Origin of the sequence: Isoptericola sp. NPDC056573 (genome assembly GCF_042793335.1) — a bacterium.
GTDB lineage: Bacteria > Actinomycetota > Actinomycetes > Actinomycetales > Cellulomonadaceae > Isoptericola.
Map to the genome: position 1 here is coordinate 1 of NZ_JBHTUY010000004.1, position 23,499 is coordinate 23,499.

Consider the following 23,499-nt stretch of genomic DNA (forward strand, 5'->3'; position numbering starts at 1 on the left):
CCCCGCCGCCGGGCCGGGCGCGCGGCGCCCCCCCCCGGCCCTTCGCCGTCGTCGTCAGCGCCGCACGAGGACCGTCCCCGCGGCCCGGTCGTGCAGCCCGCGGCCGTCGCGGTCCCACACGACGGCGGGGATCACGAGGCACAGCAGCAGCGTGCGCACCGCGCCGCGCGCGAACCCCGGCGCGACGCCGTCGGGGGCACCGAGCGTGCGGACCTGCAGGCCCAGGAGACGATGGCCGATGGTGAACCCGACGGTGCTGACCAGCAACAGGTTCATGAGCGCGAAGACGCCCAGGGTGACCCACGAGTTCAGCTCGGCGAACGACGCCGGGCTCGTCACCAGGTAGGCGATCAGGGTCGCCACCGCCCAGTCGACGACGAGGGCCACGGCCCGGCGCCCGAGTCGGGCGAGCGAACCAGGTCCGACGTCGGGGAGGCCGAGCCGTCCGGCGGACCCGGTCTCGTCCCGGCGTCCGCCCTCGAGCCACGAACCCATGTCCTCCCGCGATGCCATGCGTCAAGGCTACGCGGCGCCGGAGGCGTGACCGCCGTAACGTGTTGGAAACAATGGCGCCACGCCGGAGAAACGCCGTCACCCTACGGTCGTGGTCGTCGAGCGGCGCGCACGAGCTCGTCGCCCCCGTCCTTCGGAACCGTCCGGCGGCACCGACCGAACGGCACCATCCACGCAAGGAGTGCATGCATGTTCACGAACGCCGAGGAGGCCATCGCCTTCACCCGTCGCGAGGGGGTGGAGTTCATCGACGTCCGCTTCATCGACCTGCCGGGCGTGATGCAGCACTTCAACATCCCCGTGGAGCAGTTCTCGGAGGACTCCTTCACCGAGGGCCTCATGTTCGACGGTTCGTCGATCCGCGGCTTCCAGGCGATCCACGAGTCGGACATGAAGCTCGTGCCCGACGTCACCACGGCGTACCTGGACCCGTTCCGCAAGCGCAAGACGCTCATCGTGAACTTCTCCATCGTGGACCCGTTCACCGACGAGCCGTACTCGCGCGACCCCCGCACGATCGCCGCCAAGGCGGAGGCCTACCTCAAGTCGACCGGCATCGCGGACACGGCGTTCTTCGCCCCCGAGGCCGAGTTCTACGTCTTCGACGACGTCCGCTTCTCGACGAACCAGCACGAGAGCTTCTACAGCGTCGACTCGGTCGAGGCCGCGTGGAACACCGGGCGCGAGGAGGAGGGCGGCAACCTCGGGTACAAGACCCGCTACAAGGGCGGCTACTTCCCCGTCTCCCCCAACGACCAGTTCGCCGACCTGCGCGACGAGATGTGCGCGGTCCTGGCGGAGGTCGGGCTCGACGTCGAGCGCGCGCACCACGAGGTGGGCACCGCCGGCCAGCAGGAGATCAACTACCGGTTCAACACCCTGCTGCACTCGGCCGACGACCTGATGAAGTTCAAGTACGTCATCAAGAACGTCGCCTGGCAGCACGGCAAGACCGTAACCTTCATGCCGAAGCCGATCTTCGGCGACAACGGCTCGGGCATGCACTCGCACCAGTCGCTGTGGCTGAACGGCGAGCCGCTGTTCTACGACGAGAAGGGCTACGGCGGCCTGTCCGACACGGCCCGCTGGTACATCGGCGGCCTGCTCAAGCACGCCCCGTCGCTGCTGGCCTTCACCAACCCGTCGGTGAACTCCTACCGCCGCCTGGTGCCCGGCTACGAGGCCCCGGTCAACCTGGTCTACTCGGCCCGCAACCGCTCCGCGTGCATCCGTATCCCGGTGACCGGCTCCTCGCCGAAGGCCAAGCGCGTCGAGTTCCGCGTGCCGGACCCGACGGCCAACCCGTACCTCGCGTTCGCCGCGCAGCTCCTCGCGGGCATCGACGGCATCAAGAACCGCATCGAGCCGCCGGCGCCGATCGACAAGGACCTGTACGAGCTGCCCCCCGAGGAGCATGCGCAGATCGCCCAGGTGCCCGCGTCCCTCGAGGAGGCCCTCGACAACCTCGAGCGCGACCACGAGTTCCTCACGCAGGGCGACGTCTTCTCCGAGGACCTCATCGCCACCTGGATCGACTACAAGCGCAGCAACGAGATCGACCCGATCCGCCTGCGCCCGCACCCCCACGAGTTCGAGCTCTACTACGACATCTGACAGTCGGGGCTGAGCACCCTCCTCAACGTCGTTCGAAACGGCGTCTGACCTGCACGAACGCTACGCAGCGTTTGGCAGCGTCGGACGCCGTTTCGCGTCCTCCTGTGTGATCCGTGTGTGATCTAACCGGAGCACGACGACCTTGATGCACGGAACACCGTTGTCAGATCCCGCACGGCGTGTAGTCGCTATGACGTCGCGAGACATCGTTGGGTGAAGCCTCGCGGCACCTCCCCGTGCAGCCGGCTCGTGCGGCATCCTGTGCACTGTCCGCGAAGTGCGGGTATCTAGGCCAATGTGAGGCAACGTGCGCTTTGCTGAAATCGACCTCCCGCAGGAGCTCATCACTGCCCATGCGGACGGCGACGTGGTGTTCTTCGTCGGCGCAGGCGTGTCGGTCCCGCCGCCGACCTGCCTGCCACTCTTCGGCAACCTGACGGAGCAGGTCGCCCTCCTCGTAGGCGAGCAACCCAACGAGAAGGACGTAGGGGAGCCCGACGTCTACCTCGGGCGCCTCGCAGCAGACCCCGGCCTCGACATCCACCGCATCGTTTCCGACCTCATCAGCCGCAGGAGACAGCGCAACGCGCTGCACGACGCGCTGGCGACGCTCGCGGCCACGCCGGGTCCAGTCCGCATGGTGACCACGAATTACGACGACCACCTGCACAGGGCCTTGAGCGCGACGAGGACCACGCACACGGTGTTTGAGGCGCCAGCGCTCCCCCTTGGCAACGACTTCGAGGGCCTCGTCCATCTGCACGGACGGGTCGGCCAACCGCCCCAGCGCCTGGTGATCACGGACTCGGACTTCGGAACCGCGTACATCACTCGCGGCTGGGCCCCTACGTTCTTACGTGACCTGTTCTCCCGCTTCGTCGTCTGCTTTGTCGGCTACAGCCACGAAGACCGGATGATGGACTACCTCGCCAAGGGGCTCCCGTCCGACGCGCGCGAGCGGTACATCATCACGGACCGCGACGACCCCGCACACTGGCACCGGCGTCGGATTGTCCCCATCTGCTATCCGTCCGGCGAGCATGACGTGGTCATCGAGGTGTTGACCCGGTGGGGCGCTTGGGCCCGCGATACCCCGCTCAATCGTGCGCAGACGGTGCGCGCGCTGGCAGCCGACACTCCGCCGGCAGGTCCTGACGACCACGACGTCCTCGTCGCAGCCCTCGAGGACGAGACGCTGGTTGCCGAGGTGTGCGCCATCGCGACGGGTCCCGAATGGGCCGAATGGATGGCCCAACGGCGACCTTTCAAGGCACTGCTCAGGAACGAATCTAGCGACCACGTCGGTCCAAGGGTGCCCGCGGTGCTCGCAGAGTGGATCGCGAACGCGGCCGTCGCACCGGACACCTCCGACGCCGTCGTGCGGTACGTCACCGAGGGCCCGGGTCCGGTCGCGGCCATCCTCGTCTCGGCGGTTGTGCGTCGGATCATGCGTGATGACGTCGACCTGGACGTCCGCTCCACCCTGCTGCGATGGGCCCTCACTGTCCTCCCGAGCCAGGACCCCGAGCTGCGTCTGGTTCTCGAGGCTGCGTGGACCGCCGACGCCACGCTCGCGGCATCAGATGCACTGCTCGTGCTCGAACAGCTGACCAGCAACTGGAATTTCCGGAATCAACCGTTCCCTGGGACGGCCCATCGTCCAGAGCTAATGGTGGACGACTGGGCGTTGAAGGACGGCATCGAGCGGCATCTGCGCGACCTCGACGTGGACGACCGTCGCAGCCTGCTTACATGGCTGACGGGCTTCTTCGAGTACGCGCACCGTCGCACGGGTCGGGATGGCTTCGACCCGTGGAGCTTCTCCCGCTCGGCCATTGCACCGCACGAGCAAGACGAGTACAGCGCCGATGAGGTTTCGAACGTCCTGATCGACGTCGCACGCGACCAGATCGCCGCAGCGTTCGACCAAGATGGCTCGAACGCGGCGTTGCTGCGCCAGCTGTGGCTCGACAGCGCCGCGCCGCTGCTACGACGGCTCGCCCTGCATAGCTTGTCCGTCTCGAACGACATGCCCATCGATACCCGCGTCGGTTCGATCCTCAACCGGCCGCTTCTGTTCGATCTCGAGGCGCACCACGAGGTCTACGAGCTCATCGCCGTTACCGCAGCACACCTGGCCCCCGAGACGGTGGAGATTCTTACGGCTGCCATTAGCCAGGGACCCGACGACCCGCCCCGAGAATTGGAGAGCCCGGTCGAGTCTGAAGAGCTGCGCGACCGCCGCGTGTTCGAGCTCCTGCACTGGCTGAGGGCACACCGCCCGGACATGGACGTCCCTGCTGAGCTCACGACGGTCACCCGCCGGCACCCGGACTGGGAACCGCGGGAGCACCCCGACTTCACCTACTACGGCTGGAGCTGGAGCAGCACGATCGAGGACGAGTGGCCGTGGCAACCCGACGAGTTCCATCAGATGCTCGCTGAGGATCCAGGGGCCGCGTTAGCACGGTTCGATGAGCACGCACCATCCGCCCGCCGCAACGGATGGTGGGGTGCGGGAGACATGCTCGAGAAGACCATCGCGGGATGGCCCACGGACGGCTTCATCGTGTGGGAACACAGCGAGTTGCCGGCGATTCGCCGACAGGTCATCACCGGATGGGCCAGCGCGGACATGGCTGACTCCCGACTCGACCAGGTCGCCTCGCTTCTGCTGGCGGATGACCTCGAAGGGCTCGAATCGGCCGTCGCCCGGCTCGTTCGACCGTGGTCAAACGAGCCGACGCTCCGTGACCGATGGGTTAGCCGCGCCGACGGACGCGAGCTCGCCCGTCGCGCATTCGCATCGCTTACGGTCCGCGACGAGCGTGTGTCCGTGTCCGACCTCTACACGTCCGCGATTAACAGCACGGTTGGCACCCTGGCTGAGTACTGGCTCGCGGTGGCAGTGCATGAGGCGCGCCGTGGCACGTTTCCCGGCGGGGGACTGTATGCCGAGAGCACCGCGGCACTGTCAGCCCTTATCGACGACTCGGCGCAGGCTGGGCTCGCGCTCGCGCCTCTCCTTCGCCAGTTGGATTTCTTGTACCGCGCCGATCCGCAATGGACAAACGAGCGCTTGCTGCAGCTCCTGACGCCCACCAAGGAGAACTGGTCCGCCGTTGAGGATCTGTGGACCGTAGTCCTCCACGGTCGACTCAGCGAGGACCTGCTCGACGCCGGCGTCCGCGACTGGGTACTCGACTGCCTGGCGCTCGTCACACCGGACTCGAGGATCGCCAACGACCTCGCCCAAGTCGCGGCGCTGATCACGGTGCGGAGCACGATGGATGACGTCGCACGACTGGAATGGATGACCCGACTGACGCGAGTCACTCCGGACCGGGTCTTCGGGTCATGGATCCGCGGTGTCGCACGGCGCGTCGGCGACCTGGAGGACGAGGCTCGCACGTCGGTGTGGAAGCGCTGGATGCGGCCGCACATCAAGCGCCGCATCGCGGCGCAGCCGAAGCGGTTTACACCTGGGGAAGCGACAGCACTGTTGTCCTGGGTCGCTACCTTGCCTCGGCACGAAGACGTGGGCGATGCCGCGCGTCTCTTGCTCGATGCCAAAGTGGGACTCGATCTGGCCGAGAACTTGCCCTCCACGCGGGTCCTCGACGACGCGACCATCCACGCGGCACCACAGGAGTGGTCACGCCTTGTCGCCGGGATGCTCGAGCACACCAAGACCGTGGCGAGCGCCACAGGATGGTTCATCCGACGCATCGTGGACACCCTCGAAGCGAGCGACGCCGATCGGGAAGCCCTGGCAGCAATCAAGGAGGCGGTGTTCCGGCTTGGTCTCACTGGTTAGCCGCCGCCAAACTGAGCGCCCGCCTTTGTTTCGACCAAGATGACCCCACACCGTCGGCGCCGTTGAGCAGGCGGTCGCCGAGATCGCACGAAGGCACGTGTCGCCAGCTGAACTTCACCCGTGTCATCGCTGGCCTCTTATGCCAGCCTGGTTGCTCGCGAGCACTACCGGCAAAGGAGCCGACGATGGCGAAGGTGTACCCATACCACTCGAGCGACCCGACCGATCCCGACGTGTACCACGACTATGACGACTGCCCTGCGGGGAATCGCATCCCCTGGCAGAACCGCCGGGACGGCAAGGGCGACAACCGACGGTGCAGGCGGTGCGAGGACAAGGACTGAGCTCGTGGGCTGCCTTCCCGTGAACGGCGAGTGCCCGGACTGTGGTGCCGACATCGAGGAGCACCGCGTCCTGGTGCGAACGCACGAATCCCACGGGCTCCTGGCATGTCTCCACGCGTTGTGTGGCCAACTGCGGGTGGGAGGGGGCCCCTCCCTGAACTTTTGGATCCCTCTGAAGTGGCCCGGGAGGGAACGCACCAGCACGACAACAGGTCCGTTCCGTCGTCGGAAAACCTGCGGGCGAGGCGGTCGACCTCACGCTCACGGCATTCCCATAGCACCCACGGCCTACACCACATCCAGCCGCCTCACCACGATCACCGTGCGACCAAGGTCCGCGGACCCCATCCTATACGAACCATCCCTCGCACTCGGACATGCAGCCCCTGAACGCATCGCCAACTACCCGACCACGGGCCAAGGTAGGGCCAAGCAGGACTAGCCAGATCCTCGAAAGGCTGGGAGCGTAGGTCCAGCCGACGCTCCACTGTCGGCAAACGACCAACATCAACTGGCGATCCTAATTGCGTCCAGGAGACCTCCTTGGAGGAGAAGTAACCAGCATGCGCATACTGCAGACGGTTGAAGTGCACGGGCTATTTGGATACGTCGACCACACGATCAATGTCCGTCAGGATGGGCCAACGATCATCACCGCGCCCAATGGTGCCGGAAAAACGCATCTTCTCAACATTGCAAAACATGCACTCGGACTGGACATTGATCGCCTTGCCGCAATTCCTTTTCGGGCGGCACACTTCTACTTTTCCTCTGGCGAAGCCCTCGCCGTCGAGCGGGAAGTCGATCCCGGCGAGTACGGCGCGCTCAGCTTCTCCTTACATGTCGGCGGCACGACTGTCGAGGGACCCACTCGGTATCCAGCCACTAGGACTGAGGAACAGCCGGGCATCCCAGCCCACCTCGAAGAACGGCCCGACGGCTCCTGGTATGACCTCAGGAACGGGAGGGTCGTGACAAGGAGGTACGTTGAAAGCGTCTACAATATAAAGACGCCAGAACCACGTTCCACTCGATTTCGTGAGACACCACGCATTCTCGAGATGTCGGACGCGCTCCGGCCCATATTGATTGACACGAAGCGACTCGACGCACCCAAGCCAAACGACCGGCGAAACTGGAGAGAATCCGACCCGAGCGCCGTCGTTGCCGGTCGAATCCAGAGGTACGTCCTCCGCATCGGTGCGGAGGTAGTCCAGGCAAGACGGAACTCGATTCGAGCAACACAACGGAGCGATGTGAGCTTCGCAATGCGTGCTCTAGCTGTAGCAAGCGAGACCATCCGGGAGGCAGAGCTTCACGCACGCTACGACCGAATCGTGGAGAGCTATGAAAGACTTTCCAAGAACGGGCTGGCTATCGGAGAGGAGCTGCCGCCATTCCCTGAAAAGACGACTCCAACCGTACGGCGCATTCTAAGTCCATTCCTGGACGACTGGGAAGCACGCCTTCAACCACTTCTTCCGCTCAACGAGAAGCTTGAAACACTTCGCGGAATCCTGGACGCAAAGCTCCGGGAGTCTGGGAAGCGGACAACTATCGATGGCGACGGTCGGCTCGGATTCGAGAGCGTCTCGGGCCGCAAGATTCGCGTAGCAAGCCTCTCCTCGGGAGAGCAACACTTGGTCGCTTTGTTTACCGAACTACTCTTCACCGCGACACAGGGTTCGGTCGTGCTTATCGACGAGCCCGAGATATCGATGCACGCAGCTTGGCAACATGCATTCTTAGAAGACATCACACGAGTTTCCTCGGTTGCGCATCATCAAGTGATCCTCGCTACCCACTCGCCTGCAATTGTCAACGGTCGCTGGGACCTCGAGGAACCGCTGACCTTAACGTTGCCGCCGGAGAACCCTTCAGGCGACCTGGACGAAAGCGAACTTGAACTCGAGGAGCTTCTTGGCGGTCTCGAGTGACGCTGCGAGACTATGACTCGCTTTCAGATCGAGTTCGAATGCACGTCCGCGCTTCGGGTGAATGCTTCGTCATCGTTGAAGGACCCGATGACGAACTGGTGTTAAAGCACCATCTCCGGAACGTTCAGTTCTTCCCAGCCGCAGGTAAGCCAAACGCCATTGTTGCTGCGAGGGAGCTTCTCAGGCTTGGCATTAGCGGTTTTGCATGTGTCACCGACGTAGATTTTGACGATTTGTCGACCTATGCCGATATCGAGAACGTCCACTATCCGTATGAGGGCGCCGATCTTGAGGCGATGCTGATCGGCTTCGGCGTTCTATCGTTGGTTCTCGAGCACCAGGGTTCTACCGTCAAGCTAGAGGCGCTCGGTGGCGCGGGGGGCTTTGTTGACGACCTCGTGCGACGGACATCACCGATCTCACGGCTCCGAGCCGAAAGCGCGCGAAACCATTGGGGTATAGCATTCGATCGTGTCGATCTCCAGCGCTATCTACGGCAGGACACCCTTGAACTGAAGGTCCCGGAGTATTGCCTCGCGCTGCATCGCGAGAGTGTCGCCGCAGTCCGCGAATCAGACGGCGATGAGGATCCGATTCCGCACCCCAACGTAATCCAGGAGAGCTGCACGGACTCCGGTGCCGCGCCCGGTGCAGGAAGCTTTCGAGGGAAGGACGTAATTGTATTTGCATCGACGGCTTTGCGCCGCATGGTCGGATCACTGCGCCAGGCCGCCGCGGATCCGGAGATATTGCGCAAGCAACTGCATAGTAGCTCCGGTCTCGCAATCTCCCAATCCATATGGCTTGGAAACTTGAAGGAGTTGCTCGGAATTGATCCGACCGCCTGACTTGCCCGTCCTTGCCTATTGGTCCTCGTTCCGCTTGGGAACGATCGGCCGCAGGGCGCTCTGACGGCTTAACGTTGAGGAACGCCCCTGAATCTCCGCAAGTCTCAAGTCAGGCACCCATACTACGGACGGGCCGTAGGGCCTAGTGTGGTAGTCGTGAGCCACGGCGGGATCCAGAAGATCGGGCGCGGAAATGGCGGGCTCCACTCCACAGCTCGGGATTTCGCCCGCTATCTCGTGGACGGATGCGAAGGGCTCGACCCGTATCCGCGGACCGATTACCCCATCGGCCCGGAACCCGATGCCGTGGCGTACGCCAACTACGCATCAGATGGTGCGCCAACGGTCGACCACCTGACGGTCCGGCCGGGCATGCCGACGTTCGGTCAGCAGATCACCACTCCTCAGCTCGAGGCGATGTTGTCATGGCAGGGCGTGGACGGGTCCGGAGAGCACGGCATCCCGCGTTCGAACTCGACTCTCGCACTCGACAAGGCGTTCAACGTCTCCAAGGAGCTGTCGATCCTCGCCGGACTGGACGAGAGGTTCGCCGACGTCCTCGAGGACGCGATGCATGACGCCGTGCGGACCGCCATGGAGGCTCTGGCTGCCGAGTCGGTCTCCCGGATCGGGCCGGCCGGAGCCCAGGTGCTCGTGCCGGTGACATGGATGGAGGCCGCCGTCGCGATGCACCGGACCTCTCGGGCTGGCGACCCGCATTGGCACGCGCACACGGTGATGCCGACGCGCGTACTCGTCTCGGTCCGTGGCGAGGAGCGGTGGGCCGGACTGTGGACCACTCCCCTGTTTCGGGACCAGAGACGGCTGAACCGCATCTTTGACGCCGCGCTGATGGGCAGCCCACGGCTGCGCCGCGCACTCCTTGAGCGCGGGGCCGACGTGCGGGCAGGCACGGTCGTTGGCGTCGAGGATCGGGTCGTCTCAGAGTTCTCCCGACGGCGCACGCAGATCGACACCGCAACCGCCGCGGTCGCTGCAGCTTGGCAAGAACAGCATCCGGGCGAGACGCCTACTGCGAGGGTCGTCGCGCGATGGCGGGAGCAAGCGCAGAAGCAGACCCGCGCCGAGAAGGACCTCAGCAAGTCGCTCCCCCAGCTCCGGGCCGAGTGGCTTGCCCGCGCCCGTCACCTCGGCTGGACTGGCGTCCACGCGAACAGCGCTTCAGAGTTCCGGGTCGAGTCCCAGATCGATCCGCACGAGGTCGCGCGCCACGTCGTCGACCGCCTCGGCGCAGAGCGTTCGCGCTGGCACGACGGCGACGTCCAGGCCATGGTCTTCGACGAGATCGCGTCCGCTGACCTAGTAGTCCGCGACCCGGCGCGGCTCCGATCCCTCGGTAGGCAGATCGCGGACCTGGTGATTTCCGAGTACTGCCTTCCCCTGCTGGACGGCACCGGGCCGATGGACCAAGCACGCCGGTCTCGAGTACGGGCATGGACCTCGGCCGAGGTCGTCCGGCAGGAGCTCGAGCTACGGGAGCGGTTCGAGGCCCGAGCGCACGCGGATGCGGACGTCGACAACGCTTGGCTGCACGCCGTTGGCACGATGGCGTGCCGACCACTCGACACCGGCCAACTCATCGCGGCGGCACGGATCGCGGGTCCGGAGTCGCTCGTGGTCGTCGAAGGTGCCGCAGGATCCGGAAAGACGGCGATGCTCGACGCCGCCATCCGCGCCACGAGTGCGGAAGGCGCCAAGGCGCTGATCTTGGCGCCGTCGGCCACCGCCGCGAAGGTTGCTGGCGACGAGGCGGGCACCACCGCGGCGACGCTTCACAGCTTCCTGCGAGCACACGGCTACGAATGGTCGGACACCGAGCCACTGCATCGGGTGCCTCCCGCCCAGCGCCCCGTACCGGGGCCGAGGTCGCGTTCTTGGCTGGCGGACGGCGACGTGGTGATCGTCGACGAGGCTGGGATGGCCGACCAGGACACGGTGCGGGCTGTCATGACGATCGTGGACGAGACGCCCGGAGTGCGGGTTCGACTCGTCGGCGACCGGGCCCAACTGGCCTCCGTCGGCAAGGGCGGGGTCCTCCCCATGGCCGCAGACGTCGTTCCCGTCACCGACCTGACGGACGTACACCGCTTCGGCGTGCCCGGCTGGGCGGCACTCTCAATGCTGATCCGCGACCGGGACCCGAGGTCGTTCGACGGACTTCTGCGGTGTGGTGCGTTCGTCGCGAGCCAGGATGCGGACGTGACCGCCGCGCGGTTCGCGCACGACCTCGGCACGGACCTCCTCGCCGGCCGCGACGCGTTGGGCATCGTCGCGACGAACGAGCAAGCCGCTATCGCGAACGCCTACGTCCAAGCGATATTGCGCACCGCCGGGCAGGTGACGGCGCCGCCAAACTCGGCCGTCCCGGGCCGAGACGGCCTCACTGCCGGCGTCGGCGACCGGATCGCCACCCGAGCGAATGACGGCGATCTCGGGGTCCTGAACCGCCAGACATGGACGGTCACAGGGCACGGGCGCGGCGGCATCGTGCGGGTGCGGGGCGAGGATGGGCGACGCCGGTCCATTCCCGCTGGTTACGTTCGCCGCAACACGCACCTCGCCTACGCGACCACCGGCTACGGGGCCCAGGGGCGCACCGTCGACGTGGCCCGCTTGCTCGCCGACGCCTCCTCGGCCCCCGTCGCCTACGTCGGCGCGACCCGCGGCCGTGACGCCAACCTGATCTATCTCACCGCAGAGGACGCCGACGAGGCACGCCGGGCATGGACGACGATCCTCACTTCGGACGACTCTGACGACGGCATCACGCTCGAGATGCGAAAGTCCCAGCGCGAACTCGATGCGCTCGGTCTGCGTAGGCGGTCTCCCGTCAACCCGCCTCGACCAGCTCCACACTCGCCGATCCCGCATCGGACGCGTCGCCGAGACCGCCCGCGGCTCGAAAGATGACGGTCAGTTGCGCGGAATGGCTGGCTCACCGTCAGCCGGCCGATCCAAACCCGACCCGTCTACGGCAAGGGGATCTTGGCGTCCGGCCCGTCCTCCGCGACGACGAAGGGCGCATCACCAGGCTCTACCCGGCTCACCACCAGGTCGGCGAAGACAAGTTCGAGATTGTGGCCGTTGGTCTCTACCCCAACGTGGTGGAAAGGGATCCCGAGCTGGCTGGTCCACCGGTCTGCGTCCGCCGAGGCCTCCATCAACGTGAAGCCGGGGTACAGCGCTTGCCAGTTCACTCCCCAGACGTAGCCGTCTGGCGCGCCGTCGTCGAGCCAGCGTTGGTAGTCGACGAATCGGTCGTCCAGTGATTCCTTCCAGGCCGATGCGGGTACTGCAGTTGTCGCGGTCGCCCGGACGCAGTGCGTGAAGCGGTAGCGGAGGTGTTCCGGACGGACACCGGCTCGGGCGTCCGCAGTCGCGTAGACGTAGATGTCGTAATCCCTCATGTGCCGCGCAAAGCCGTGGAAGACGATCGCCTGATCGAAAACGTCCTCGAGCGCGGCCGAGATCTCCTGCCTGTTCACGCTCAGATTCTCGCGGTCAGAGGCCCGGACCCCAAGCGCCGCCGGCACTCCGGCGGGACAACCTGGCGGGCGGGCTCGTGCCGGCAGGGTGCGTTCAGCCTTCAGGCCCGGTCCGGCGCAGCAGGCGGTTCGGCCTGCGGCTCATCCATTGCGTAGTAGGACGTCGGGCGGCTCCGCTCGCGCGAGAGCCGCACGTGCACACGCCGGTCCACTGCAGGACTGGCCGGTGCAGGTATCCCGCCGATTCCGAACACGTGCTGTAGGTCCGGTCGCTGCATCGGGTCCGCGATGTACGGCTCCGGCCGCGACGTCGCCCAACGCTGGGCCGCTTCACGTTCCTCGGCGGCGACGGCCGCTTGTCGGTCGCGCGCCCTTTCTGCCACCTCGTCGTAGGCCCGGCATGCCAGTTCGGCAGCCACGGCGAGGTCGTGAACCTCCATGCGGAGCACCGGGAGGAACTCGTCGGGCGACGGAGCGTTGGCCAACTCAGCGCGTTCGCGCAGCTCGCCGATCTCCTCGTCTGTTTCCAACGTGACCAACAGACGCTCACGTGCGACGAACTTCGCCACGGCGTCCATCGCGACGATGCGCGCCTCAAGGCTTCGTCCGTATCCCCCGGTGAACCATCCCGCCGCGCGGTGTCCTGTCTCGGCCTCGCCGGGCAGCATCTCGACGCTCGAGTTCCTCAGAACCGCGTACGGGCCGTCATCATCGAGGCCCGGCCCTGCGGTCTCGATCACCACGGGATCCAGTGGATAGAGCAGCTCCACGACCGGTACACCCAGCGCTGCGGCGAGCACCGTCACGTCCTGCAGGTAGATCTTGGCCCGTGGCCGGGTCTCGAGGTTGCCGATCGACGCTCGCGCCATCGGGTAGCCGATCTCGACCGTGCGATCGGCCAGCTCCTGCGTCGACAGCCCACTCCTCAGCCGCGCCTCCCGGATTCGCAGGCCGATCTGAGCCGTCCACGCGCGAGACCAGTCGTTCGACATGGCGCCAGACTAGCGACACGGACACAGTTCCGCGCAAGAACAACGCGCTCGATGATTCGCTGCGCATATCTTGCGCACTGCTGGCGAACGCGCGTACGTTGGGAGCAACCGGCGGACTGTCACGCACCAGTCGAAGGGGACGACGCCATGGACACCACCCGCATGCTCACGATCAACGAGGTCGCCGACTACCTCCAGGTCCCTGTCACCACGCTGTATCGGTGGCGCTGCGAACAGGGCAAGGGACCTAAGGGAATTCGGGTGGGGCGCTACATCCGCTACCGGACGGAGGACGTCCAGAAGTGGCTTCGCTCCCTCGAACCGCCCGACGGCGCGATCCCGAGCCGTCGTCGGCACCAGTGACCGGACCGACCAGGACAAGCCGATCATGGCGAGCGTCGAGAAGCGCACCCGCCACACGGACGACGGGAGGGTCACGACCTTCTGGGTCACCCGCTGGCGCGACCCTTCCGGACGCCAACGCATGCGCTCCTTTGACCGCAAGAGCGACGCCGAACGCAAGCGCCGCGAGATCGACGCCGAGCTGTTGCGGGGCGAGTACATCGATCCGACCGCCGGGCAGATCACCTTCCGCGACTATGCCACCGGCTGGCTCGCGGCCCAGACCTTCGACGCATCGACTCACGAAGCGGTCGAGCTGCGGCTACGCATCCACGCGTTCCCTGTACTCGGCAGCAAGCAGCTCGGTGCGATCAAGCCGTCGACCATCCAGGCCTGGCTACGGAGCCTGCACCGGCTCGCCGCCACGACACGACAGGTCATCTTCACGAACGTCTCGGCCGTCCTCAGCGCGGCCGTCGACGACGAGCTCATCCGGAAGAACCCCTGTAAAGCACCCTCAGTCAGTCGGCCGAAGGTGCGACGCCGCAAGGTAGTCCCATGGGCGCCCGAACGAGTCTTTGCCGTTCGCGATGCCCTCCCCGAGAGGTACCGCATCGTCATCGACCTTGGCGCCGGCCTCGGACTGCGCCAGGGCGAGATCTTCGGCCTCGCTATCGACGACGTCGACTTCCTGCACGGCAAGGTCACCGTGCGACGGCAGGTCAAGCTCTTCCACGGCAACCGCCAGGTGTTCGCTCCGCCGAAGAACGAGAGGATTCGTGAGATCCCGCTCCCCGACTCGATCCGGGACGACCTCGCCGCCCATCTCGCCAGCCATCCCGCCGTGACTGTGACCCTCCCGTGGAAGGTCACCACCGGGGAGGCGGCGGAGGCACGTCTCGTCGTCACCAGCCGCGAGCGCAAGGCCCTCAACCGCAACCACTTCAACACCTACGTCTGGAAGCGTGCGCTCAGCGCGGCGAGTGCCGCCGTCGTCGAGCGCTTCGCCGACGCGCACCCCGACGAGGATGCCCCGGCCTCGCTCCGTATCGACCTCACCCGCGAGAACGGCATGCACGCCCTGCGCCACCACTACGCGAGCGTCCTGCTCGACGCCGGGGAGACCATCAAGGCCCTCTCCGAGTACCTCGGACACTCCGACCCAGGCTTCACGCTCCGGGTCTATACGCACCTGCTGCCGACGTCCGACGAACGCACCCGGCGCGCCATCGACGCGGTCTTTCGTGGGATCCCTGCGGGATCTTCGGCCGAATCGGCGGCGTCGCCGCAGGTCAGTGCGTAATTCTTCCTCTGTCCTACGACATCTGATCGGCGGCCCGCAGGGGCCCGCTGACGTCGCCAGGACGGCGGCCCACCCTTCGGGGCGGGCCGCCGTTCGGCGTCCCCGCCAGCACGGCAGGACCCGGCTCGGCGCCGGACGGCGCAGGTGGCCGACGGTGGCTCACGTAGGTGACGTCAGGCCATCCGCCCGATCGGCGGCACCCGCCCGTCCGTCGGCCGGTCCCGCCCGCAGCGGGCGCAGAGCAGGTACTGCGAGTCCTCGTTCTGGCGCCGGAGCCATTTGTGCATGCCCAGCATGCAACGCACGTCCCTCATGACGTGCTCCTCTCGACGACGCGGGCGTGGCGACGGCCGCCACGGGTCGCCTTCTCAGGCTAGGTCGCGGCCCACCGACTCGACAGCGCGGAGCGCGACCGCGCGCACGACGCCCGGCTACCGCCTCCTGACGGCACCCGCCCACAGCCAGACGAAGCCCTCGCGACCGTGGGAGTCGACATAGCGCACGTGCACCTGCGCGTCGGTCCAGGCGGTCGCCTCGCCGTCGACGAGCTGCTCGCCGGACTGCCGCGACGTGATCCAGGCGCGCACGGGGATCCCGCGCTCGGGGCGCGTGACGTGCGCCCCGTCGCGCGATCTCCCCGGCGCCCCCTCGGCGGCGTCGCGCAGCGGCACCCGGTCGACCGCACCTGACGATCCGCCGGCCTCGTCTCGTCGCCTGCTTCCCACGGGAGCAGGATAGCCCCGGTTCGAACAGGTGTTCTACCCGCGAGCGGCGCGGGTCACCCCGCCCGCTCCACCTCCCGGGTCGCGGCCGCGAGCGCGGCGTCGTCGGGCACGTAGCCCGCGACGTGCCGTTCGGCCACGCCGTCGTAGGCGCTGAGCGGGCGGATGAGCGCGTTGGACGCGAGCTGCTCCTGGACGTGCGCCGTCCACCCCGCGATGCGCGAGGCGACGAAGATCGGGGTGAACAGCTCCGTGTCGAAGCCGATGAGGTGGTACGCCGGGCCCGACGGGTAGTCGAGGTTGGGGTAGATGCCCTTGCGGCCCACGAACTCGTCCTCGAGCGCGTCGTACAGGGCCGCCAGGTCGGGGCGGCCGTAGTGCTCCACCAGGGTGTCGAGCGCGGACTTCATGGTGGGGACCCGCGAGTCGCCGCGCTTGTAGACCCGGTGCCCGAAGCCCATGACCTTCCGCTTGGCCGCGAGGGCGTCGTCGAGCCAACCGGCCGCGGCGTCCGCCGTCCCTATCTCGGCGAAGGTGTGCATGACGGCCTCGTTCGCCCCGCCGTGCAGCGGGCCCTTGAGCGCGCCGACGGCCGCGACGATCGCGCTGTAGTAGTCCGACAGGGTCGAGCTGACGACGCGCGCGGCGAACGTCGACGCGTTGAACGAGTGCTCCGCGTACAGCGTCATCGAGACGTCGAACGCCCGGCGCGCGACGTCGTCCGGCTCCTCGCCGAACGACATCCACAGGAAGTTGGCGGCATACCCCAGGTCGTCGCGCGGGGGCACCGGCGGCAGCCCGCGGCGGCGGCGCTGCAGGTGCGCGACGACGGTGGGCAGCTTCGCGTACAGCACGAGGGCCTTGTCGAGGACGGCGTCCGGCTCGTGGTCCCACGCGTCCGGGTCCTCCGTGCCGAGGACGCTGACGGCGGTGCGCACCACGTCCATCGGGTGGGCGGCGGACGACAGCCCGTCGATCACCTGCACCAGGGCAGGGTCGAGCGCGCGGTGACGGCGCTCGGCCGCCACGAAGCGCTCGAGCTGGGCGGCGTCGGGGAGCTCCCCGTGCCACAGCAGGTGCACCACCTCCTCGAACGAGGCGGTCGCGGCGAGCTCCTGGACGGGATATCCCCGGTACAGCAGCGAGTTCGTCGCGGCGTTGACGGACGAGACCGCGGTGCGGTCGACCGTCACCCCCGCGAGGCCCTTCCTGATCTCGACGGTGTCGCTCATGGTCGCTCCTTCACTCTGGGAGATGGACGTTCGTGGCAGGGAGGGATGCTCAGCGCCCGTTGACCGTGCCGAAGCGCCGGGCCACCGGCGCGACGACGACGGGGCGCATCGCGGCGGCGGCACCTGCGATCACCACGACGGAGACGAGGAACATCGCGAGGCCGACCCAGCTCCCGTCGTCGCGCGCGCCGAACATGTGGTCGAGGTTGCGCCGGGCCCCCGTCGCGAGCACCAGGGCCACGTGCAGGACGACGAACGCGACGAAGTAGAGCATCACCGGGAAGTGGACGCGGCGGGCGAGCCCGATCGGGACGAGCCGGTCCGCGGCGGGCCGGGACCGCCAGTACACGCTCATCCGCACGCCGCTGAGGATCGCCAGGGGCGCCGCGACGAAGACGGTCACGAAGTAGGCGAGCTGCTGGAGGCCGTTGTAGTGCACCCACCCGTCCTCGGTGGGCCACTGCAGCGACAGGTACTGGAGCCCGGCCGACAGGGCCTCCGGGACGACGGTCCAGCTGGTCGGGACGACCCGCACCCACTGACCGGTCACGAACAGCAGCACGATGTAGACCGCGCCGTTGGCCACCCAGAGCACGTCGAGCGCCTGGTGCGCCCAGGCCATGAGGCCGATGCGCGCCCCCGGGTCCGCGCGGGGTGCCCACGACGCCGCGGGACGGCGCTGCAGCCGCACCTGCCACCCGGTCCGCACCACCAGCACCAGCAGGAACACGTTGAAGAAGTGCTGCCACGCCAGCCAGGCCGGGATGCCCACCGGCGCATCGTCGGGCATCGGGGCGGTACCCGGGTAGGTCGCGAGGAAGCCCCGCCCGGCGTCGGTGCCGACCCACCAGCGCGCGGCCAGGACGAGCAGCCCGAAGACGACCGCCGCCACGGCGGCCGCGATCCCCGTCCGGCCCGCCCACGCCGGGAGCCGACGGCGGCGCGGGGCTGCCGCGACGGGTGGGGCCACCGGCTCGGGCACGGGCGACGACGGCGCGGGCTCAACCGTGGGCGGCGGCTCCGCCGGCCGGTCGTCCGGTGTGACGGGGACGGACGGTTCCCGCCCGGGCGGCACGACCCCGGCCGGGGGCCACGGCGCCCCGCCCGCGGTCCTCGGCAGGCCACGCCGCAGAGGTGTGCCGACCGCAGCGGCGGGAGCGGCGGCGGGAGCAGTCTGGGCGAGGGCGGCTCCCGGCTCCGCGGTGGCGCCCGCCGTCGTCGACCGGGCGACGCGCGGCAGGCCCTGCCGCACCCCACCGGGTGCGGCCGCCCCGCCGGCCGTCCCGGCCCCGGTCGGACCGTCCGCTCGCGTCGTCGCGTGCGCGACCTCCGCCGTGCCGGCGTCCGCGCCGTCCACCGGCGGCCACGGCGGGCCGCCGGGCCGGCGCGGCAGCCCCTGGCGCGTCATGCGTCCCGCCTCGCCTCGAGCGCCGCGACGAGCTGGGGCACCACCTCGAAGACGTCGCCCACCACGCCGAAGTCGGCGATCTCGAACAGGGGCGCGTGCTCGTCGGAGTTGACGACGACGATGGTCTGCGCGGTCTGCATCCCCGCGAGGTGCTGGATCGCGCCCGAGATGCCGAGCGCCACGTACAGCCGCGGCGACACCGTCACACCCGTCTGCCCGACCTGGCAGGACGCGGCGACGTAACCCGCGTCGACCGCCGCCCGGGAGGCACCGACCGCGCCGCCGAGGGTGTCCGCGAGCTGCTCGACCAGGGCGAAGCCCTCCACCGACCCCAGCCCGCGCCCGCCGGACACGACCGTGCCCGCCCCGCGCAGCTCGGGCCGGGTCGAGCCCGACTCGACGGGCTCGACGGCGAGCACCGTGGCCGCGGGCCTCCCCGACCCGGGGACCGCGAGCGCCTCCACCTGCGGGTCGTCGACGGCCGGGGCGCGGTCGTCGACGGCGCCGACGCGCAGCGTGACGACCGGGGCGCCGAAGGTCGCGGCCGAGTCGACGAGGTACGTGCCGCCGTAGGCCGCGTGGTGCGCGACGACGCCCTCGTCGTCCCGCGACACGCCCACCGCGTCGAGGGCGAGCGCCGAGCGCGACCGCACCGCGTAGCGCGCGGCCGCCTCCCGGCCCTCGACCGAGTGCGACACGAGGACCGCGGCGGGCCGGACGAGCTCGGCCGCGGCCTCGAGGGCGTCGACGACCGGCACGCCGAGACGTTCCGCGTCCCCGGGGGCGAGCAGCACGCGGCGGGCCCCGAGGCGCGCGGCCGCGGGCGCCTGGTCGTCGGCGCCCGCCCCCACGACGAGCGCCACGGGGCTGCCGATCGACGCGGCGGCCGCCAGCAGCCCCGCCGACGATCGCGCGAGCCCTCCGTGCGGCTCACGGTCCACCAGGACCAGGACGGGTTCTTCCTGGACGTCGGTCATGTCGTCGCCTCCTCAGGCCAGCCGGTGGTCGACGAGGAAGGCCGCCAGCTGCTCGCCGGCGTCGCCCGTGTCGACGATCCTGGTGCCGGCCGTGCGTGGCGGCCGACGGGTGATCGCGGTCATGATCGAGCGCGCGGCGTCCGAGGGCTCGGGGTCCACCCCCAGGTCGGTCGCCGTGACGGTCTCGACGACCTTCTTCTTGGCGGCCATGATCCCCTTGAAGCCCGTCAGCCGGGGCCCCGGCGCGGCCTCGGTCACGGAGACGACCGCGGGCAGCGGCGCCGAGACGCGCAGCGTGGCGGCGTCCGACACCCGCACGCCGGTGACCTCGGTGTCCGTGATCGTGACCTCGCGCAGCGCCGTCGCGCACGGCACGCCGAGCGTCTCCGCCACGGCGGCGGGCACCGCTCCCCCGGCCCCGTCGGTGGACGCGTCGCCCGCGACGACGAGGTCGGCTCCCGCGTGCCGCACCGCGGCGGCGAGCACCTCGGCGGTCAGGACGACGTCCGCGCCGACCAGCCTCTCGTCCACCACCTGGAGGGCCGACGTCGCCCCCATGGCGAGCGCCTTGCGGAGGCTGGTCTGCGCGAGCTCGGGCGCCATGGCGATCACGACCACGTCGGTGTCGGGGTGGTCGTCCGCGTGGGCCAGGGCCGCCTCGAGCGCCCGCTCGTCGATCTCGTCGAGGACGGCGTCGTCGGCGCTGCGCTCCGCGAGCCCCGTCTCGAGGGACAGCGTGCGGTCGCCGTACGTGTCCGGGACCACCTTCATCAGGACGGCGATCTTCATCGGCTTCCTCTCTCGTGACGGTGCAGTGCGTGCGCGGCGGCCTCGGCGAGCGCGGGGACGCCGTCGGCGAGCGCCGGTGCGAAGGCGTCGTCGGGCCGCTGCCCGTCGAGCCACCGGGTGTAGATGGCCTCGCAGAAGATCGCCGACTTCCACAGGGCGAGCGCCTCGTACCACGGCAGCTCCCCTACGTCGGCGCCGGTGCGCGCCGCGTACCGGTCGACGAGGTCCGTGCGCGTGGGGAACCCCGGCCCGGCGGTGACGGGCGTGAGGTCCATCGGCGTGGGCGCGGCCCCGGGCGCGGAGTAGGTCGCGACGAGGTAGCCGAGGTCGGCGAGCGGGTCGCCGAGCGTCGCCATCTCCCAGTCCAGGATCGCCGCCACCCGCCCGGGGGCGGCGAACATCAGGTTCCCCAGCCGGTAGTCCCCGTGCACGACGGCGGCGCGCGCGGGTGCCGGCCGGGTGGCGGCCAGCCGCCCGGCCAGGGTCTCGACGAGCGGCACCGACCGCCGGGTGTTCAGCGGCCACAGCTGGGCGAACCGGCGGACCTGGCGGTCCAGGTAGCCGTCCGGCCGCCCGAGGCCGGCGACGTCGCCGTCGAGCGGGACGGCGTGCAGGTCCGCGAGCGCGTCGACCGCGGCGTGCACCAGGTCGGCGCGGGCGCCGCGGCCGTCGAAGCCCGCGGGGAGGTGGTCCGTCACCACCTGCCCCTCGACCAGCTCCATGAGGTAGAACGGCGCCCCCACGACGGCAGGGTCGTCGCAGACCGCACGGACGACCGGCACCGGCACGCCCGCCGCCCCCACCGCCGCGACGACGCGCGCCTCGCGCAGCATGTCGTGGGCCGACGGCGGGAAGGGGGGCCGCGGGCCGCGCCGGAGGACCACGCGGTCCCCGCCGCGCCGCAGCTCGTACGTGACGTTCGCCTGGCCGTCGCCGATCCGCCGCCATGCCAGCTCCCCGGCGGGCATCCCCACGCCGTCGAGGAAGCGCCCGAGCGGTTCGAGCACCAGCAGCGGCGGTCGCGCGGGTGCGGCGCCGTCGTCCCCCGCGGGCAGCGCACGCACGACGTCGACGCCGTCCGGCGCGCTCGCGAGCGCCGTCATCGTCGCCCCTCCGCCCGGTCCAGGACCCGTTCGCCCGCCTCGACCTCCCGGCGCCGGCGCGCGACGGCGCGGCGGGCGATCGCCCAGCGGTGCGTCTCGCTCGACCCGTCGTAGACGCGGAACGGGCGCACCTCGTCGAGGAACGCGGCCAGCGGCAGCTCGAGCGTGACGCCGTCTCCCCCGCACAGCTGCACGGCCCGGTCGACGACGCGGCCCACGGCCTCGGAGCAGTGCACCTTGGCGATCGACGAGGCCTGCGCACCCGCCCGGACGTCGCCGTCCTCCAGCGCCGCGGCCGCCCGGTCGATCAGGGCGGCGCTGCTGGCGAGGTCGATCTCGGAGTCGGCGAGCATGCCCTGGGCCAGCCCCAGGTCGGCGAGCGGGGCGCCGAACAGCTCGCGGTGCCGCACCCGGTCGAGCGCCGTGTCGTGGGCCCGACGGGCGAGGCCCAGCCAGCGCATGCAGTGCGTGAGCCGGGCGGGGCCGAGGCGCACCTGCGCGTGGCGGAAGCCCTCGCCGGGCGTGCCCAGCACGTCGCCGTCGGCCACGAAGCAGTCGGTGAGCGAGACGTGCGGGTGCCCGCCCGTGATCGCCCGCTCGAGCGTGCGGATGCGGTGGCCGAGCTCGAACCCGTCGGCGTCGGTACGGACGAGGAAGAGCGTCGCGGCGTCGTCCCCGAGGTCGGGCGTGCGGGCCATGACGATGGCGAAGTCCGCCTCCTCGGCCCCCGAGACGAACCGCTTCTCGCCGTCGAGCACCCAGCCCCCGTCGACGCGGCGGGCGGTGGTGGCCAGCGCGGCCGGGTCCGACCCGGCTCCGGGGTGCGGCTCGGTCATGGCGAAGCACGACCGCGCCTCGCCGGCGGCGAGCGGGGCGAGGAACCGCTCCTGCTGCTCGGCGGAGGCGATCCTCTCGAGCAGCAGCACGTTCCCCTCGTCCGGGGCCATGCAGTTCAGGGCCGCGGGCCCGACCGGGGAGTACCCGGCCTCCTGGAAGACGGCGGACCACGCGCCCAGCGGCAGCCCCAGCCCGCCGAGGCGGACCGGCACGTGCGGGGCGAAGACGCCCGCCTCGCGCGCCCGCTGCTGCAGCGCGCGGCGCCCGGCGGCGTCGAGGGCCGTCCCCGCCGGCGGCTCCGCGGGGAGGACGACGTCCCGGACGAAGCGGCGGGTGCGCTCCACGACACCGGCGACGTCGACGGCGCCCACCGTCCCCCGCGCGCTCACGCCGTCCCTCCCGCGGCCAGCAGCCCGCCGTCGAGGGTCAGCACCTGGCCGGTGACCCAGCCCGCCTCGTCGGAGCAGAGGTAGGCGGCTGCGGACGCCACGTCGTCCGGGCTGCCCAGCCGCCGCATCGGGTAGGCCGCGGCCACCTCCTCCTCGCGCCCCTCGTACAGGGCGCGCGCGAACTGCGTCCGCACGACCGCCGGGGCGAGCGCGTTGACCCGGACCCGGGGGCCGAGCTCGGCCGCCAGCGTCACGGTGAGGTGCGAGACCGCGGCCTTGCTCACCCCGTACCACCCGATCCCCGGCGACGGCACGGCCCCGGCCACCGACGACATGTTGAGCACGGCCGCGCCGTCCCGTGCGCCCAGCCCGGCGGCGCAGGCCTCCTGGACCCAGCCCAGCGTGCCCAGCACGTTGACGTCCAGGATCTTGCGGGCCGCCTCGGGGTCCAGGTCGACCAGCGGCCCGTACACGGGGTTGATGCCGACGTTGTTGACCAGGACGTCCAGCCCGCCGAGCTCGCGCACGGCGGTACCGATCGCTTCGCGCCGGTGCGCGGGGTCCTGGGCGCGGCCGGCCACGACGCGCACCGGGACGCCGTCCCCGAGCGACTCCGCCGCGGACGCCAGCGCGTCCGCCGACCGCGCGGTCAGCACGAGCGCGGCGCCCTCGGCCGCGAAGCGCCGCGCGATCGCGTGCCCGATGCCGCGGCTCGCCCCGGTGACGACCGCGACGCGGCCACGCAGCCGGTCGCCGCCCGTCGTCGGGGAGGGGTGCTCTCCCATGTCACGCTCCCTTGCGCGATTGCTTAATGCAGATTCAAACC

General features: G+C 69.6%; 18 protein-coding genes. 7 read left to right on the plus strand and 11 right to left on the minus strand.

All coding sequences use genetic code 11. The features are described 5' to 3' along the window. Positions 1–54: 54 nt before the first annotated feature. Positions 55–513, minus strand: a complete 459-nt coding sequence (locus ACFQ8E_RS07485) for an RDD family protein (RefSeq protein ID WP_430549951.1) — start codon at positions 511–513, stop codon at positions 55–57. Positions 514–702: 189 nt separating this feature from the next. Here ACFQ8E_RS07485 and glnA point away from each other — a divergent pair, with 189 nt between their 5' ends. The 5 genes from glnA to mobF all read left to right on the plus strand — a co-directional run bounded on the left by glnA (position 703) and on the right by mobF (position 12,004). Beyond that, positions 703–2,127, plus strand: a complete 1,425-nt coding sequence (gene glnA / locus ACFQ8E_RS07490; protein ID WP_429764245.1) for a type I glutamate--ammonia ligase — start codon at positions 703–705, stop codon at positions 2,125–2,127. A gap of 307 nt (positions 2,128–2,434) precedes the next feature. Next, positions 2,435–5,944, plus strand: a complete 3,510-nt coding sequence (locus ACFQ8E_RS07495) for an SIR2 family protein (protein ID WP_430549952.1) — start codon at positions 2,435–2,437, stop codon at positions 5,942–5,944. Between the two features lie 907 nt (positions 5,945–6,851). Next, positions 6,852–8,225, plus strand: coding sequence for an AAA family ATPase (locus ACFQ8E_RS07500; protein ID WP_430549953.1), 1,374 nt, complete (start codon positions 6,852–6,854; stop codon positions 8,223–8,225). After that, the gene (locus ACFQ8E_RS07505; protein WP_430549954.1) at positions 8,222–9,073 is read left to right on the plus strand and encodes a hypothetical protein; all 852 of its coding nucleotides are present in this window, start codon (positions 8,222–8,224) and stop codon (positions 9,071–9,073) included. The genes ACFQ8E_RS07500 and ACFQ8E_RS07505 overlap by 4 nt, the downstream gene beginning before the upstream one ends. A gap of 156 nt (positions 9,074–9,229) precedes the next feature. After that, positions 9,230–12,004, plus strand: a complete 2,775-nt coding sequence (gene mobF / locus ACFQ8E_RS07510; protein WP_430549955.1) for a MobF family relaxase — start codon at positions 9,230–9,232, stop codon at positions 12,002–12,004. Positions 12,005–12,063: 59 nt separating this feature from the next. Here the strand turns inward: mobF and ACFQ8E_RS07515 are convergent, their stop codons facing one another. Together ACFQ8E_RS07515 and ACFQ8E_RS07520 are read right to left on the minus strand one after the other, a co-directional pair. Next, complete coding sequence (locus ACFQ8E_RS07515) at positions 12,064–12,579, minus strand: hypothetical protein (RefSeq protein ID WP_430549956.1); 516 nt, start codon at positions 12,577–12,579, stop codon at positions 12,064–12,066. A 101-nt stretch (positions 12,580–12,680) separates the two neighbouring features. After that, positions 12,681–13,571 (minus strand): helix-turn-helix domain-containing protein, encoded by an 891-nt coding sequence (locus ACFQ8E_RS07520; protein WP_430549957.1) that lies wholly within the window; start codon positions 13,569–13,571, stop codon positions 12,681–12,683. A gap of 147 nt (positions 13,572–13,718) precedes the next feature. Here ACFQ8E_RS07520 and ACFQ8E_RS07525 point away from each other — a divergent pair, with 147 nt between their 5' ends. Next, positions 13,719–13,934 carry a helix-turn-helix transcriptional regulator gene (locus ACFQ8E_RS07525; protein WP_430549958.1) on the plus strand — a complete coding sequence of 72 codons (216 nt, stop codon included), beginning with the start codon at positions 13,719–13,721 and terminating at the stop codon, positions 13,932–13,934. Positions 13,935–13,959: 25 nt separating this feature from the next. Further along, positions 13,960–15,216, plus strand: coding sequence for a tyrosine-type recombinase/integrase (locus ACFQ8E_RS07530; protein WP_430549959.1), 1,257 nt, complete (start codon positions 13,960–13,962; stop codon positions 15,214–15,216). Positions 15,217–15,647: 431 nt separating this feature from the next. Here the strand turns inward: ACFQ8E_RS07530 and ACFQ8E_RS07535 are convergent, their stop codons facing one another. The 8 genes from ACFQ8E_RS07535 to ACFQ8E_RS07570 are packed head-to-tail and all read right to left on the minus strand — an operon-like array spanning position 15,648 to position 23,458. Then, positions 15,648–15,941 carry a hypothetical protein gene (locus tag ACFQ8E_RS07535; protein WP_430549960.1) on the minus strand — a complete coding sequence of 98 codons (294 nt, stop codon included), beginning with the start codon at positions 15,939–15,941 and terminating at the stop codon, positions 15,648–15,650. A 53-nt stretch (positions 15,942–15,994) separates the two neighbouring features. Then, on the minus strand, positions 15,995–17,170 hold the full coding sequence (locus ACFQ8E_RS07540; RefSeq protein ID WP_430549961.1) for a bifunctional 2-methylcitrate synthase/citrate synthase: 1,176 nt from the start codon (positions 17,168–17,170) through the stop codon (positions 15,995–15,997). A gap of 49 nt (positions 17,171–17,219) precedes the next feature. Further along, on the minus strand, positions 17,220–18,578 hold the full coding sequence (locus ACFQ8E_RS07545; RefSeq protein ID WP_430549962.1) for a cytochrome b/b6 domain-containing protein: 1,359 nt from the start codon (positions 18,576–18,578) through the stop codon (positions 17,220–17,222). Continuing rightward, the gene (locus tag ACFQ8E_RS07550) at positions 18,575–19,555 is read right to left on the minus strand and encodes an electron transfer flavoprotein subunit alpha/FixB family protein (RefSeq protein WP_430549963.1); all 981 of its coding nucleotides are present in this window, start codon (positions 19,553–19,555) and stop codon (positions 18,575–18,577) included. Before ACFQ8E_RS07550 ends, ACFQ8E_RS07545 begins: the two co-directional genes overlap by 4 nt. 12 nt (positions 19,556–19,567) lie before the next feature. After that, entirely contained in the window at positions 19,568–20,344 is a 777-nt protein-coding gene (locus ACFQ8E_RS07555; protein WP_430549964.1) for an electron transfer flavoprotein subunit beta/FixA family protein, read from the minus strand. Beyond that, positions 20,341–21,447: a phosphotransferase family protein gene (locus ACFQ8E_RS07560; RefSeq protein ID WP_430549965.1), complete on the minus strand. Its 1,107-nt coding sequence runs from the start codon at positions 21,445–21,447 to the stop codon at positions 20,341–20,343. The genes ACFQ8E_RS07555 and ACFQ8E_RS07560 overlap by 4 nt, the downstream gene beginning before the upstream one ends. Beyond that, complete coding sequence (locus ACFQ8E_RS07565; RefSeq protein WP_430549966.1) at positions 21,444–22,673, minus strand: acyl-CoA dehydrogenase family protein; 1,230 nt, start codon at positions 22,671–22,673, stop codon at positions 21,444–21,446. The genes ACFQ8E_RS07560 and ACFQ8E_RS07565 overlap by 4 nt, the downstream gene beginning before the upstream one ends. Further along, positions 22,670–23,458 carry an SDR family oxidoreductase gene (locus tag ACFQ8E_RS07570; RefSeq protein WP_430549967.1) on the minus strand — a complete coding sequence of 263 codons (789 nt, stop codon included), beginning with the start codon at positions 23,456–23,458 and terminating at the stop codon, positions 22,670–22,672. The genes ACFQ8E_RS07565 and ACFQ8E_RS07570 overlap by 4 nt, the downstream gene beginning before the upstream one ends. Positions 23,459–23,499: the final 41 nt, after the last annotated feature.